11 protein-coding genes are annotated in these 15,258 nt (G+C 63.2%); 8 read left to right on the top strand and 3 right to left on the bottom strand.

All coding sequences use genetic code 11. From position 1 onward, the window contains the following. Positions 1 to 120: 120 nt before the first annotated feature. Positions 121 to 774, bottom strand: a complete 654-nt coding sequence (locus ACT67G_RS07700; protein WP_326214536.1) for a hypothetical protein — start codon at positions 772 to 774, stop codon at positions 121 to 123. A 523-nt stretch (positions 775 to 1,297) separates the two neighbouring features. Between ACT67G_RS07700 and ACT67G_RS07695 the strand changes: the two genes are divergently transcribed. The 8 genes from ACT67G_RS07695 (at position 1,298) to ACT67G_RS07660 (ending at position 12,138) form a co-directional block, all read left to right on the top strand. Then, positions 1,298 to 1,720, top strand: a complete 423-nt coding sequence (locus ACT67G_RS07695; protein WP_325247326.1) for a MarR family winged helix-turn-helix transcriptional regulator — start codon at positions 1,298 to 1,300, stop codon at positions 1,718 to 1,720. After that, complete coding sequence (locus ACT67G_RS07690; RefSeq protein ID WP_325247327.1) at positions 1,717 to 2,424, top strand: ABC transporter ATP-binding protein; 708 nt, start codon at positions 1,717 to 1,719, stop codon at positions 2,422 to 2,424. The genes ACT67G_RS07695 and ACT67G_RS07690 overlap by 4 nt, the downstream gene beginning before the upstream one ends. Positions 2,425 to 2,493: 69 nt before the next feature. After that, positions 2,494 to 6,396 carry an FtsX-like permease family protein gene (locus ACT67G_RS07685; RefSeq protein ID WP_443663863.1) on the top strand — a complete coding sequence of 1,301 codons (3,903 nt, stop codon included), beginning with the start codon at positions 2,494 to 2,496 and terminating at the stop codon, positions 6,394 to 6,396. 149 nt (positions 6,397 to 6,545) lie between these two features. Next, entirely contained in the window at positions 6,546 to 7,412 is an 867-nt protein-coding gene (locus tag ACT67G_RS07680) for a metallophosphoesterase (RefSeq protein WP_443663862.1), read from the top strand. Positions 7,413 to 7,449: 37 nt separating this feature from the next. Continuing rightward, positions 7,450 to 9,315: a tRNA uridine-5-carboxymethylaminomethyl(34) synthesis enzyme MnmG gene (gene mnmG, locus ACT67G_RS07675; RefSeq protein ID WP_325247330.1), complete on the top strand. Its 1,866-nt coding sequence runs from the start codon at positions 7,450 to 7,452 to the stop codon at positions 9,313 to 9,315. 76 nt (positions 9,316 to 9,391) lie between these two features. Continuing rightward, positions 9,392 to 10,063 (top strand): cyclase family protein, encoded by a 672-nt coding sequence (locus tag ACT67G_RS07670; RefSeq protein WP_325247331.1) that lies wholly within the window; start codon positions 9,392 to 9,394, stop codon positions 10,061 to 10,063. Beyond that, positions 10,060 to 11,394: a MurT ligase domain-containing protein gene (locus ACT67G_RS07665; protein ID WP_443663861.1), complete on the top strand. Its 1,335-nt coding sequence runs from the start codon at positions 10,060 to 10,062 to the stop codon at positions 11,392 to 11,394. Before ACT67G_RS07670 ends, ACT67G_RS07665 begins: the two co-directional genes overlap by 4 nt. 3 nt (positions 11,395 to 11,397) lie before the next feature. Beyond that, a complete protein-coding gene (locus tag ACT67G_RS07660; RefSeq protein WP_443663860.1) occupies positions 11,398 to 12,138 on the top strand; it encodes a type 1 glutamine amidotransferase in 741 nt (246 codons plus the stop codon). A 61-nt stretch (positions 12,139 to 12,199) separates the two neighbouring features. On the opposite strand, the gene ACT67G_RS07655 is transcribed toward ACT67G_RS07660, so the two are convergent. Both ACT67G_RS07655 and ACT67G_RS07650 read right to left on the bottom strand, forming a co-directional pair. Continuing rightward, a complete protein-coding gene (locus tag ACT67G_RS07655) occupies positions 12,200 to 13,930 on the bottom strand; it encodes a glycosyl hydrolase family 18 protein (protein ID WP_443663859.1) in 1,731 nt (576 codons plus the stop codon). 222 nt (positions 13,931 to 14,152) lie between these two features. After that, positions 14,153 to 15,258: thiamine pyrophosphate-dependent enzyme (locus ACT67G_RS07650; protein WP_443663858.1), on the bottom strand; the 1,106-nt coding region annotated here is incomplete at its 5' end.

The raw sequence follows: 15,258 nt of genomic DNA, 5'->3' as shown, positions 1-15,258 counted from the left end.
GTTTTTTCAGTGTAAAATTTGCGTTCGTGTAAAAAAAATTCCCCTCCGGGCGGCAACCGCCAAGAGGGGTCGTAAATTTTGCGTGAAAAAACCGCTGTTTTTTGCGGAGAATTTGCGTACTTAATACAGCAGCCAGAAGTCGGTGAACACCCATTCCCCGTCTACCAACTGGTAGGGGAACGAGGCGCACTCCACACCCGTGACGGTCGTCTGGTCAGCAGCCAGCAGATCCACGGTGGCATTGACGCAGTAGGATGTGTCGTCCAGCCGCTCTACCTGCGTGGTCAGGTTCCCCTTACGGCGATCCCGATCCCGGCCGCCGGCGGTGACGTACAGCGCGCCGTCCAACTCCCGATACAGGGGCGTATCCCCGCCGGTGGCCAGCAGCCGCTCCGTCAGCTCCGGGGAAAACACGCTCTGCAGATAGGCCCGCAGATCACTCATGGTCTCCACACCCGGATAATCCACCTTCCAGTAGGTGCGCCCATCCACGCTTTGACTCTCTGCGCCGGCGGGCAGGGGCGTCAGCTCGAACCAGCCGCAGATCTTCTCTGCCCGCTGGTAGGCGTTGAGAATCTCCTCATCCACCAACTGGCGGGATGCATCCTCCACCTGCTCGGCGGCCAGTGCGCCCTCTTCTCCGAACTGCACTGTGTCTGTCTCTTCCTGCAGTACCGGCGCTTCGTCAGTCATCTCCGACGTGGTGCCGTCCGCACCGCAGCCGCACAGGAACAGCACACAGAGCAGTCCCAACAGTATCATCTTCTTTCCCATGGCTCTCCCCCACCTTTCCGCGCCCATCCCGGCTCCGGTCCGGACACGGTCCTCCTTGTGAGTTTATTCTATCAGGACAGTGGGGAAAAATCCACAGAATTCTGCAAGATTCTTCCTTTTTAGTAAAATTTCGCGGTTTGTCCGCGGTCAGTCCGCAAAAAAGAAAAAACCCACGCCGGACGGCGTGGTTCCCTCTTTTTTCGCGTTTCTTACCGCTCGCTGCAGTCCCAATCCTGAGACTGGAAGATCAGATCGTCCACATCGTCAAAAGCCAAAAATTCCAGCTTCATATCCACATTCCTCCTTTCCTTTTTGATCGTGACCCAGTATAACACTCCCGTTTCAATTATGCAAGCGGTTTTTCGTCTAATTATATGAAATTATTGTTAACTTTTTGTGCAATATGGGGATTCTTGTGAAGGATTCGTCAGGGTTTGACAGAGATCCATTGCAGGCAGAACGGGGGACTGCTATAATACACCATACAAATAGTTAATAGTATGAATTATATGGAGGCACTGTGATGGAAACTGCCGCACTTCGCCGGGACCTGATCGGTTCCCTGCAAAATGTATATCACCTGGAGGCCTTCGCGGCTCTGGCAGAACTGCTGCAGGGGGAGTCCCTGGTGCTTACCGGCCTGCTCTCTCACCAGGAGGGCGTGGTGCATCCCTCGGATCTGAGCCGGGAGCTGCATCTCTCCCGCCCCAGGATCACCGCCGCCCTGAGCGCCTTGCAGCGAAAGGGCCTCATCGCCATGCACCGCAGTCCCACAGACCGGCGGCGCATCCAGGTGTCCATCACGGAGGCGGGGCGGGAGATCATCGGCGGCCGCCTGGTGCGGATGGAGGCCTATTTTGACAAAATGCTCTCGGGCCTGGGAGAGGCCGACGCCCGGGAGCTGATCCGCCTCATTGACCGCTGCGTGGAGGTGATGGAAGCATGAGCGAGCCCTTTGTGGTCTTTGACCATGTCTCAAAAATTTATCAGACCGGAGAGGTGGCCATCAAGGCGGCAGACAATGTCTCCTTTACCGTGGAGCGGGGCGAGTTCGTGGTGATCGTGGGGCCCTCCGGCGCCGGCAAGACCACGGTTTTGAACATGCTGGGAGGAATGGACGGGTGCACCAGCGGCACCATCACCGTGGACGGGGCCGTCATCAGCGGATACAACGCCAAGCAGCTCACCGGCTACCGCCGCCATGACATCGGCTTCGTGTTCCAGTTCTACAATCTGGTACAGAACCTGACGGCCCTGGAAAATGTGGAGCTGGCAGCCCAGATCTGCAAGGATCCCCTGGACGCCGCCACCGTATTGGACGAGGTGGGCCTCACCGACCGGAAGGACAACTTCCCCGCCCAGCTCTCCGGCGGCGAACAGCAGCGGGTGGCTATCGCCCGGGCCCTGGCCAAAAATCCCAAGCTGCTGCTGTGCGACGAGCCCACCGGTGCTCTGGACGACCAGACCGGCCGGGCCATTTTGAAGCTTTTGCAGGATACCTGCCGGGAAAAGGGCGTGACGGTCATCGTCATCACCCACAACAGCGCCCTGACCCCCATGGCGGACCGGGTCATCCGCATCCGCAACGGCACCGTGTCGGATGAGACGCGCAACGACCACCCCACGCCGGTGGAGGAGATCCAGTGGTAAGGGGCCATTGGCCCTCATGATGCAGCCGGGCATTTGCACCGGAAAAATTTTCAGGAAAGGAGGAGCGTCATGCGCGCCATCAGCAAAGATTTCTGGCGGGAAATCCGCCACACCCGCAGCCGCTTCGCCTCCATCCTGATCCTGGTGGCGCTGGCGGTGGCCTTTTTGTCCGGCCTGCGGGCCACCGCTCCGGACATGAAGGATACCTGCGACAGCTACCTGGACAGCCGCAGCTTTATGGACATCCAGGTGATGGCCACCCTGGGCCTGACGGAGGAAGACCTGGACACCCTGTGCACCCAGGAGGGCATTGCCTCCGGGGAAGCCTGCTGGGTCATCGACGCCTTCGCCCAGGCGCCGGGGCTGGAGGTGGTGGTGAAAGTCCACTCCCTGCCCCAGGAGCTGAACCTCCCCACCCTCACCGCCGGGCGGATGCCTGAGAAGGCAAACGAGTGCGTGGTGGAAGAGCACCTTTTGGATCTTTTGAACCTGGAGTTGGGCGGCACTCTGGATCTGGCCACCTCCGGGGACTATGCCGACGCCCTCACCGGCACCACCTTCACCGTGGTGGGTACGGTGGTGAGCCCCCTGTACATCAGCGCCGAGCGGGGCACCTCCACCCTGGGCACCGGACAGGTGTCCGCCTATCTGTACCTGCCCCGGGAGGCCTTTGCCCTGGATTATTACACCACCTTCTATCTGACGGTGGAGGGAGCCGGAGAGGAGACCGCTTTCTCCCCAGAGTACGACGATCTGGTGGACGGCGTGGTAGACACCTTGGAGCCTGTGGGGAAGGAGCGTTCCCAGCTGCGCCGGGAGAGCCTGGTGGACGAGGCCAACGAAAAGCTGGACGAGGCCCAGCAGGAGCTGGATGAGGCCAAGGCGGAGGCGGAGGAAGAGCTCTCCGATGCGGAGCAGGAGCTCGCCAACGCCCGGAAAGAACTCTCCGACGGCTGGGCGGAGCTGGCCGACGCGGAGATCACGCTGGAGCAGGAGACCGCCGACGCGGAGCAGGAGCTCGCCGACGGGGAACAGGAGCTCGCCGACGCCCTGGTGGAACTGAACGACGGCGAGGCAGAATACGCCGACGGCCTGGCGGAGTACCAGGACGGCCTGCGGGACTATCAGGACGGCCTGGCGGAATATGAGGAAAACAAGGAGAAAGTGGAGGAGGGCTGGGAGGAATACGAAGACGGATACCGGCAATACCTGGACGGCAAGGAGGAGCTCGCCGACGCCTACCACCAGCTGCGAAACGGCGAAGCAGAGTACGCCGACGGCAAGGCACAGCTGGACGGGTTCGTGGAATCCTACCTGCTGACCCGCTCCTCCCTCTCCGGCTACGGCTCCTCCGACGCCCTGGGCAGCGCCCTGATGCGGGGGGACAGCAACGCCTACTCGGCAGTCAACAGCGCCCTTGGGGAGATCGGGCTGGAAATCCAGGAGCTTCAGGAGGCCGTATCCCAGCTGGACCGGCTGGAGGCGGCGCAGTCCCAGCTCTCCCAGGGAGTCTCCCAGGCACAGGATCAGGTGACCGTGCTGGAGGGACAGGTGGCCGAGCTGCAGGAACAGCTGGAAAATCCGGCTCTTTCTCCGGAAGAACAGGCTGCCCTGACGGAACAGCTGGCGCAGGCGCAGGAGGGCCTGTCCCAGGCCCAGGAATCTTTAAAGGGCCTCCAGGCAGACCTGGGCGCCGCGGAAGCGGGCCTTGCTATCATCGATAAACAGCTGGCAGACCGGGGCATGGACCGCCGCGGCGCCCGGGCGGCCCTGGATACCCTGGAAAGCGCCCAGGACCAGATGCCCGGCAGCGCCGACGCCCTGGCGGAGAACTATCAGCTGCTGCGCCGGTCCAAGGCGGAGCTGGAGTCCGGATGGGCAGAATACTATGACGGTCTGGAACAGCTCCAAGACGCCAAGGAAGAACTGGACGACGCCAAAGCGGAGCTGGAGGACGCCGATGAGCAGCTTGCCGACGGCTGGGAGGAGCTGGAGGATGCCAGACGCCAGTTGGAGGAAGCGGAAACAGAACTGGTGGACGGACGGGCGGAACTGGACGACGGCTGGCGGGAATACTACGACGGCCTCCAGGAGCTCTCCGACGGCCGGGAGGAGCTGAAAACCAAGGTGGCTGACGCCCAGGCGGAGATCGCCGACGGACGCCGGGAACTCCAGGACGGTGAGGCGGAATATGCCGACGGCTACCAGGAGTACCTGGAGGGCAAGGCGGAGGCGGAGGAGAAGATCGCCGACGCGGAGAAAGAGCTTGCCGACGCCCGCCGGAAGATCGCCGACATTGGGGACAGCGACTGGTACATCCTCAGCCGGGACTCCAACCCCGGCTACCTGGGCTTCGGCCAGGACGCCGACCGGATGGCCAACCTGGCCTCGGTGTTCCCGGTGCTGTTCTTCCTGGTGGCGGCCCTGGTGTGCCTGACCACCATGACCCGCATGGTGGAGGAGCAGCGGGTGCAGATCGGCTCTCTCAAGGCCCTGGGCTATACCCGCTGGACCATCTCCCGCAAGTATCTGGGCTACGGCCTGCTGCCCGCCCTCGCCGGCGGCCTCCTGGGCCTTGCCATCGGCTTTACCCTCTTCCCCAAGATGATCTTCACCGCCTACCAGATCATGTACGATGTGCCGGACATCATCCTGTCCGTCTATCCTACCATCGCTCTGGGCTCTCTGGGCGCGGCGGTGGCCTGCACCACCGTGCCCACCCTGGCGGCATGCCTTTCCTCCCTGCGGGAGTCCCCCGCCGCCCTCATGCGGCCCCGGGCCCCCAAGGCCGGCAAACGGGTGCTGCTGGAATACATCCGCCCCCTGTGGCGGCGTATGAGCTTCAACTACAAGGTCACTGCCCGGAACCTGCTGCGCTACCAGAAGCGGTTCTGGATGACAGTGGCGGGCATCGGCGGGTGCACGGCCCTCATCATCGCGGGCTTCGGCCTGCGCTCCTCCCTGCTGACCACCATGGACGTCCAGTACCAGGAGATCTACCACTACGACGCCCAGGTGGCGGTGGCGGACAACCTGCTGGACTCCGAGCGGGAGGCCATCGACGATTTCTTCCGGGAGGATGCGGACATCACCGCCGCCCTGCCCTGCGGACTCACCAGCGTCACGGCGGAATCGGATACCTACTCCACCACCGCCTATCTCCAGGCGGTGGACCCGGAGGCCCTGGGGGACTTCGTGACGCTGCGCACCATGGACGGCGGCGAGGCCATCACCGTGCCCGACGACGGCGCTGTCATCGACCAGAAGCTCTCGGAGCTGCTGGACATCGGCCCGGGAGACACCTTCACCGTGGACGGCGAGAACCGGGCGGAGATCCGGGTGGCCGCTGTGACGGAGCACTATCTGGGCCACTTCATCTACCTCTCCCCCGCCTATTATGAGACGGTATTCGGCGAGGCCCACACAGAAAACGCCTATCTGGTGGATCTCGCAGACAACTCCCAGGAATCCTGCGACGCCGTGTTTGCCAAGCTCATGGACCTCTCCGGCGTGGTATCCGCCACCCGGATGCTCTCCACCCGGGACACCTACCAGAACTCCATGGAGCGCATCGACTTCGTGGTGGTCATCGTGATCCTCTCCGCCGCAGCACTGGCCATGGTGGTGCTCTACAACCTCAGCAACATCAACATCACCGAGCGGCGTCGGGAGCTGGCCACCATCCGGGTGCTGGGCTTCTACGACCGGGAGGTCTCCGCCTACGTCAACCGGGAGAATGTGGTGCTGACCATTTTCGGCATTCTCTTCGGGATCCTGCTGGGGCATGTGCTCCATGTGTGGCTGGTGCGGTCCGTGGAGATCGACCTCATGATGTTCGGCCGGGACACGGATCCCATGGCCTATCTGTGGGCCGCCCTCCTGACCGCCGCCTTTTCCGCCGCCGTGAGTCTGCTGTCCCACCGGAAAATGCAGCACATCGATATGGTGGAATCCCTGAAAAGTGCGGAATAACCCGGGAAAAAATCCGTTCTTTGTACATTTTTTCTCTCGCCATGGAAACAGTACCTGTGCTATAATGTTAGCCGTGCCTTCGGGCACGGCTAACTTGCTGTTTTTCTCGCCTTCTGGCGGGTTTGATTTTTTCGGAAGGAGGCGGCTTCATGGCAGGACGACGCACACGCAGGCGGCGCTCTTTTCCCGGTAAGATCGCCCTGCTGGCGATGCTGATCCTCTCAGCCGTTCTTTTCTTCCGCTGGGACAATACCGCTTTGCAGGTGACGGAGACCACGGTTTCCCTTGCGAACCTGCCGGCAGGCTTTGACGGCTGCCGCCTGGCGGTGCTCAGCGACCTCCACGGGGCGGAATTCGGGGAGGACAACGCCGACCTCTTTGCCGCCGTATTGCAGGCAAAGCCCGACTATATCTTCTACCTGGGAGACCTGGAGGACCGCTACCGGGGCCCCGTCCCCGGCTACGCCGAGACGGTGGCGGCAGGCCTTGCCGCCATTGCCCCCACCTACTATGTCACCGGCAACCACGAATGGGCCATTGGAGACGTACCGCAGCTGAAAGAACGGCTGCGGGAAAACGGAGTCACCGTCCTCTCCAACCAGTTCGTACCTCTGGAGCGAAACGGCGACGTCATCATCCTGGCGGGCATCGACGATCCCAACGGCTACGCCGACCAGGAGACCCCAGAGGAACTGGCCGCGGAGCTCACTGCCGCCTGCGGGGAGGATGCTTTCTGGATCCTGCTGGCCCACCGCAACGACCATTTTCCCGGGCAGTACAGCCTGCTGGGGGCGGATCTGGTGCTCTCCGGCCACGGCCACGGCGGCATGATCCGCCTGCCGGGTACCGACGGTCTCATCTCCACAGACCGTACCCTGTTTCCCTCCTATACGGCGGGACTTTACTACGAAAATGGCTCCACCCTCTTTGTCACCCGGGGCCTGGGTAACTCCGGCCCCTCCTTCCGGCTGTTCAACCGACCGGAGGTGGCCATGGTGACGCTGGCGCAGGGCTGAAACGGCCCCTTTCAACAGAAGATAACCGAGGTTTTCCATGGAAACATTCAACGCCGGACAATTTGATATCGCCGTCATCGGCGCCGGACACGCAGGCATTGAGGCGGCGCTGGCCGCCGCCCGGCTGGGGATGGAGACCATCGTCTTTACCATCAACCTGGATGCCGTGGGCAACATGCCCTGCAACCCCGCTATCGGCGGCACCGGCAAGGGCCACCTGGTGCGGGAGCTGGACGCCCTGGGCGGCGAGATGGCAAAGGCCGCCGACGCCTGCTGCATCCAGTACCGCCTTTTGAACAAGGGCAAGGGCCCCGCCGTTTGGAGCCTCCGGGCCCAGGCGGACCGGCGGAAATACCAGGCCTATATGAAATACGCCCTGGAACGCCAGGAGCATCTCACCGTCCGCCAGGGGGAAGTGGTGGAGATCCGCACGGAAGACGGCGCAGTCAGCGCCGTGGTGCTCTCCACCGGGGCGGTCTTTTCCGTCCGGGCCGTGATTCTGGCCACCGGCACCTACCTCTCCGGCCGCACCATCGTGGGCGAGTGCGTGGAGGACTCCGGCCCCGACGGCATGCACGCCGCCCTCCGTCTGACGGACTCCCTGCACCACTTGGGACTGCCGCTGCGGCGGTTCAAAACCGGAACGCCTCCCCGGGTCAACGCCCGCAGCGTGGACTTTGACGTGATGGAGCTCCAGGAGGGTGACCGGCTGCCGGTGCCCTTCTCCTACTCCACCCGGGAGACACCGGAGAACAAGGCCGTGTGCTACCTCACCTGGACCACGGAGGAGACAAAGCGCATCGTGCTGGAAAATCTGGACCGGGCCCCCATGTACTCCGGCGTCATCGAGGGCGTCGGGCCCCGGTACTGTCCCTCCTTTGAGACCAAGGTCGTCCGCTTTCCGGACAAGCTCCGCCACCAGCTCTTTGTGGAGCCCATGGGGCTTGAGACCGAGGAAGTCTATATCCAAGGCTTCTCCTCCTCCATGCCGGAGGAAGTGCAGATCCGGATGCTCCACAGCGTGCCGGGCCTCACCCACGCGGTGATGACCCGTCCGGCCTACGCCATCGAATACGACTGCATCGATCCCCTGGCCCTCTCCCCCACTCTGGAGGTGAAGGCGGTGCCGGGCCTCTACGGCGCGGGACAGTTCAACGGCTCCTCCGGCTACGAGGAGGCGGCTGTCCAGGGCTTTGTGGCCGGCGTCAACGCCGTCCGCAAGCTCCGGGGGCAGGAGCCCTTTATCCTCTCCCGGTCGGAGAGCTACATCGGCACCCTCATCGACGACCTGGTGACCAAGGGAACCAATGAACCCTACCGCATTATGACCAGCCGCAGCGAGTACCGCCTGCTGCTGCGCCAGGACAACGCCGACCTGCGGCTCACCCGCCGTGGCTATGAAATCGGCCTGGTGGGGGAAGAGCGGCTGCGGGAAGTGGAGGAAAAATACGCGGCGGTGGACCGGGAGATCGCCCGGCTCACCCACACCGGCGCCTCCCCCTCTCCGGCGCTTTCGGCGTTCCTGGCAGAAAAGGGCACCGCCGACGTCACCGACGGCTGTCCCCTCATCGCCCTGCTGCGCAGGCCCCAGATCCACTACGCCGACCTCTCCCCCTTTGATCCTCAGCGTCCCGCCCTCTCCGGCGACATCGCCGAGCAGGTGGAGATCTCCGTCAAGTACGCCGGATATATCCAGCGCCAGCAAAAGCAGGTGGAGGACTTCCGGAAAATGGAGGCCCGGCGCCTGCCCCCGGATCTCGATTACCACGCCATCCAGGGGCTGCGTCTGGAGGCCCGGGAAAAGCTCTCCGCCGTGCGCCCGGCGGATCTGGGACAGGCCAGCCGCATCAGCGGCGTGTCCCCGGCGGATCTCACCGCTTTGATGATCTATCTGGAGCGGTAAGCCCGCTCCCCCTTCGTGACATTTTCCGGCGGAGACCCCGCCGTACACACAGCCAAAGAGAGAAAGGAACTCGCCCATGATCATCGATCTCACCCACACCATCTGCCCGGAGATGCCCGTCTATCCCGGTACCGTCTCCCCCACCCTGGAGACCGCCGCCACCATCAGCCGCAACGGCTGGCGGGAGACCCGGCTTTCCATCTCCTCCCACACCGGCACCCATATGGACGCCCCCGCCCACATCCTGCCGGAGGGCTCCACCCTGGATCAGCTTCCCCCCTCCCAGTTCTACGGCCGGGCCGTGGCCCTGGATGTGACCCATTTGGAGGGCGGCGTCATCACCGCCGAGTATCTGCGCTCCCAGAACGGGCTGCTGCGCACGGCGGACTTCGTCCTCTTCTACACCGGCTGGGAAAAGCGGTGGAACACCGACGCTTTCTTTGAGGACACCTTCCCGGTGCTGGATCAGGAGGCCGCCAAGTATCTGGTCTCCTGCGGCCTCAAGGGCGTGGGCACCGACGCCTTCGGCGTGGACCGCATCGCCGACGGGGATTTCCCCGCCCACAAGATCCTCCTCCAGGGCGGACTGGTGATTTTGGAAAACCTGTGTCTGAAAAAGGTCGTGGGCCGCACGGACTTTATGCTCATGGCCCTGCCCATGAAATATGAACACGCCGACGGCGCCCCCGTCCGGGCAGTGGCCCAGCTGGGCGGCGACACGGCGGAAAAGGAGATGGAACAGGCGTGAAACTGTTTCTGGCCATTCTGGTGTGCAAGCTGGGACGGGCGGTAGGCCGTCTCGTGGGCAAGGGAAGCTCCCTGCCCGGCAGGGCCGCATTGAAGATCTGTCCGGATATCCTCTCCCGGGTCCGTCTGCCGGAGCACATTATCGCCGTCACCGGGTCCAACGGCAAGACCTCCACGGTGGAGATGATCGCCGCCATTTTGCGTTCCGGCGGTAAGACCGTGGTCTACAACCAGGAGGGCTCCAACCAGATCGAGGGCGTCACCACCACGGTGCTCACCCATGCCACCCTCACCGGACGGGTTCGGGCGGATGTGCTGCTGCTGGAGTCCGACGAGCGCTACGCTGCCCACAGCTTCAAGTTCTTCCACCCCACGCAGTTCGTTATCACCAACCTCTACCGGGATCAGCTGACCCGCAACGGCCATCCCGAGTGGGTCTATGACGCCATTCTTCCGGCCATCCACCCGGACACGGAGCTGCTGCTCAACGCTGACGATCCTCTGGTATCCTGCTTTGCCCGGGGACATGAAAAGGTGAAATGGTTTGGCCTGGATCCCCAGGTCCTCTCCCTGCCCGCTCCCACCGGCGTCTACCACGACGGCGCTTACTGCCCGGTGTGCAAGGGGCCCATGGAGTACGGCTCCGTCCACTATAACCACATCGGCGACTTCCGCTGCACCCGCTGCGGACACCGCCGCCATGAGACGGATTTCACCGTCACCGCCGCGGATCTGGATCGGGGCATCCTGACGTTGGACAACGCCGTCACCGTGAAACTGTCCTTCCGCAGCATCTACAATGTCTACAACATTCTGGCGGCCTACAGCGTCTGCCGCACCATCGGCATCGCCGCGGACACCGCCGCCGGGGTCATCAGCAACTATGTGCTGAAAAACGGCCGCATGCAGACCTTCACTCTGGGCGCCCACCACGGTACGCTGCTGACCTCCAAGCACGAAAACTCCATCGCCTACGACACCAACCTGCGCTATATCCGCTCCACGGACAAGCCCTGCACGGTGCTGGTGATCGTGGACGCCGTCAGCCGCAAATACTTCACCAGTGAGACCAGCTGGCTGTGGGACATCGACTTCGATCTTCTCAACTGCCCTCATGTGGGGAAGATCATTCTCTCCGGCCGCTACTGCAACGACCTGGCCATGCGGTTCTCCTTCACCTCCATCCCCCAGGAGCGGCTGGAAGTCATCCCCGAGATCCCCGCCGCCGCCCAGACCCTTCAGGAGTCCGGGGACGAGGCGCTGTACGTGGTGACCTGTTTCTCCGACCGGGACAAGCTGCTGGATCTGCCGGCTGTGAAAAAGGAGGCCTGAGCCATGGAATTTCGTTTTCTGCATCTCTATCCCGATCTCATGAGCCTCTACGGAAGCTATGCCAACGTCTCCGTGCTGGTGCGCCAGCTGGAGCTGCTGGGACACAGCGTCCATCTGGAGACGGTGGCCCCCGGGGACACCGCCAGCCTCTCCGGCGCCGATTTCCTCTTTCTGGGCGCCGGTACCGAGCGCAGCCAGGCGGCGGCGCTGGAAGCCCTCTCTTCCATGGCAGGGGACATTCGCTCCGCTGCCGGAGACGGGCTGCCCATGCTCTTTGCCGGCACCGCCATGGAGCTGTTGGGCGCCTCTGTCACCGGGCGGGACGGCCAGTGCCGCAAGGGCCTGGAAGTGGCATCCTTTACCGCCGTGCAAGGGGACAAGCGCATCGTGGGCGACCTGTACGGCACCACGGATCTCTATGATGAGCCTGTGGTGGGCTTTATGAACAAGTGCGCAGTGATCTCCGGCGTGGAGGCCCCGCTCATCACCGCCTGTGCCATGGGCTTCGGCAATGAGCGAGAGGGCGGCCCGGAGGGCTTCCACCGGGATAACGTCTTTGCCTCGGAGCTCACCGGCCCCCTGCTGGTGAAAAACCCGGGGATGCTGCGGGCCGTTACCGACGCCGTGTGTGCGCGGCGTGGTGTAACGCTGCCGGAGGAGCTGCCCCACCTTCCTTACCTGCAGGAGGGCTTCCAGGTAACTGCGGAGCAGCTGCGGCTGCGCTGCGAGGCTACCAAAGCCTGAACCACTCTTACAATGGTATAAAAAACACCCCGAAGCTGTGCTTCGGGGTGTTTTTTTGTTCTTACGCCTCCAGATAGTCCCACAGGCGGGTGAGGAGCACCGCGGTCTGGGCACGGGTGGCGGTGCCGCCGGGGTCCAACGTGCCGTCGGCACGGCCCTGGAGCACGCCCACGTCCACGGCCCAGGCCATGGCCTCCCGGGCATAGGACTCCACAGCAGCGGCGTCGGGCCAGGCGGAAAGGTTCCCCTGTGCATCCCCGGCCTTACCCAGCCAGGAAGCGTAGCGGAAGAGAATGGCCGCAAGCTGCTGGCGGGTCAGGGGCGCATCCGGGCGGAAGGTGCCGTCCTCGTAGCCCTCCAGGATCCCCTTCTGGGCAGCCCAGGTAATGGCTTTGGCATAGTAGCTGCTCTGGTCCACATCCCGGAAGGGCACGGAACCGGAAGCGGAGGGCGTTCCTTCCATCCGGTAGAGGATGGCCGCCAGCATTCCCCGGGTCACCGTTCCCGCCGGGGTAAAGGTGGCAGCGGTGGTGCCGTTCATCCAGCCCTCCTCATATACCCGGAGCACGGCCTCGGCATACCAGGCACCGGCAGGCACGTCCCGGAAGGGCGTTGCGGAAAAGGCGCTGCAGGCGCTGGAGATGAGCTCCGCCTCCGCGTCCTGGGAGAGCTCCCAGAAGCCGATGCCCCCCAGCTCCCGCTCTGCCGCCAGCCCGGCTTTTGCGGCAATGGAGGTGACGTCGTCATAGGAGATAAAGGCGCCGTTTCCGTAGAGATAGGGCACCTGAGCGGTGGCATGGCGGAGCTTGCGGTAAGAGCTGCTGCTCAGGTAACTCTTTTTCAGCTGGTTATAGGTGACGGATTTTGCGGAGGTAAAGGTGCTGTAAAGGCCGCTGTTGGTGCTGCGCACCCCCTGGTATATGTAGCCGTAGAGGGGCATGCCCAGCACCAGCTTCTCCGCCGGGACGCCGGCTTTCAGCCAGGCATCCACTGCCGCGTCCACGCTGGACCGGTACTGGGGCGAGGACTCTGTGGGCGTGTAGAGGGGCGCGTTCAGATCTGCGTAACGGTCCCAGGGGCCGTGGAGATCATAGGCCATCAGGAACACGTGATCCACGATCTCTGCTACCGCCCGGGGCTGGATGTTGGCCAGGTACCCGGTTCCCGCCGCTCCGGCAATGGTGAGCACGTATTCCTTCCCGTCCCGGCGCTCCTGTTTATCCAGGGCATCCCGGATAGCCCGGAGCAGCAGCGTGAAGTTCTCCCTGTCCGCGGGCCGGTGGATCACCCCCGGCTGGCCGCCGGAAACGGGATACTCCCAGTCCAGGTCGATGCCGTCCAGGCTGTGGGCGGTGAGGAGATCCACGCAGCTCTGGGCAAAGGTCTCCCGCCCCTTGGCGGTGGAAGCCACATCAGAGAAATAGGTGGAGTAGTCCCAGCCGCCCACGGATAGCACGATCCGCAGCTGTGGATTTCGCTTTTTCAGGGCCAGGAGGCCCTGGAAATTCTTTTTGTCCTGGGTGGGGTTGTCCAGTACCAGTTTCCCGGTATCGCCGTCAATGGCGGCAAAAGCATAGTTGATCTGGGTCAGCTGCTCCGCCGGGACGTCGCCGGGGGCATAGCCCAGATAGGAAGACCAGCCGGCGTAATAGCCCACCACCTCTCCGGCTGCGGCGGAAGATGCGGTGGATTGGGCTCCGGTAGAGCCGGCGGGAGACGTCAGCAGGGGCAGCGTCAGGCACACCGCCGCCAGCCATGCCGCTGCCCGCCGGAGGGGATTGCGCTTGCGCATGGAAATTGCTCCTTTCAAGCCCCGGAAGGGGGTATCATTGTCCCCCCTATGATACCAGAGCCCCGTTCCGCCCTGCAACGGACAACTTCTGGAAGGGCTCCCAGCCGTTCCCCATGCACGGATTCCCCTTTCCCGGGAAAAGAACCCCGCAGGTAAAAAAAGAGCCCCTGTCCGATTGGACAGGGGCTCTTCATTTCCCGGTTCAGCTCAGGAGACGGGGCATCAGCCCTCGTACATGGCCTTGAGCTTGAGCAGGTGATCGTACCGCTCCATAGCAGCCTTCTCGTTGCGCTGGAACAGCTCGGTAGCGCGGTCGGGGAACTCGCGGGTCAGACGGCTGTAACGGGCCTCGTTCATCAGGAACTCCTGATAGCCGCCCTTGGGCTCCTTAGAGTCCAGGGTGAACTTGGCACCCTCAGCAGCCGGGTTGAAGCGGAACAGGTTCCAGTAACCGCAATCCACAGCCTTCTTCATTTCCTTCTGGCAGTTCATCATGCCGCCCTTGATGGAGTGCATCTCGCAGGGAGCGTAGCCGATGATCAGGGACGGGCCGTGATAGGCCTCGGCCTCCTGGATGGCCTTCAGGGTCTGAGCGGGGTTGGCGCCCATGGCCACCTGAGCCACATAGATGTAGCCGTAGCTCATGGCGATCTCCGCCAGGGACTTCTTCTTGATCTCCTTACCGGCAGCGGCAAACTGTGCCACCTGGCCGATGTTGGAGGCCTTGGAAGCCTGTCCGCCGGTGTTGGAGTACACCTCGGTATCGAAGACGAAGATGTTCACATCGTTGCCGGAGGCAAGGACATGGTCCACGCCGCCGAAGCCGATATCGTAAGCCCAGCCGTCGCCGCCGAAGATCCACATGGACTTCTTGCACAGGAATTCCTTGTCGGCCAGGATAGTCTTGGAGTACGGGCAGTCGGGATCGGCTTCCAGAGCAGCAATCAGCTTCTCGCAGGCAGCCTTGTTGGCCTCGTAGTCCTCCATGGTAGCCAGGTACTCCTCGCAGGCAGCCTTCTTCTCAGCGCTCTCGGTCACACCGGAGAGCTCACGGATCTTGTCCGCCAGACGGTTGCGGGTGGCCTGCTGGCCCAGATACATGCCCAGGCCGTGCTCGGCGTTATCCTCGAACAGGGAGTTGGACCAAGCGGGGCCGTGGCCTTCCTTATTGGTGCAATAGGGAGAGGTGGCTGCGGGTCCGCCCCAGATGGAGGAGCAGCCGGTGGCGTTGGAGATGTACATGTGATCGCCGAAGAGCTGGGTGATGAGACGAGCATAGCTGGTCTCGGCGCAGCCGGCGCAGGAGCCGGAGAACTCCAGCATGGGCT

Origin of the sequence: Dysosmobacter sp. (genome assembly GCF_052306735.1) — a bacterium.
In the GTDB taxonomy this organism is placed as follows: domain Bacteria; phylum Bacillota; class Clostridia; order Oscillospirales; family Oscillospiraceae; genus Oscillibacter.
This window is presented reverse-complemented; position numbering and strand designations above follow the sequence as displayed.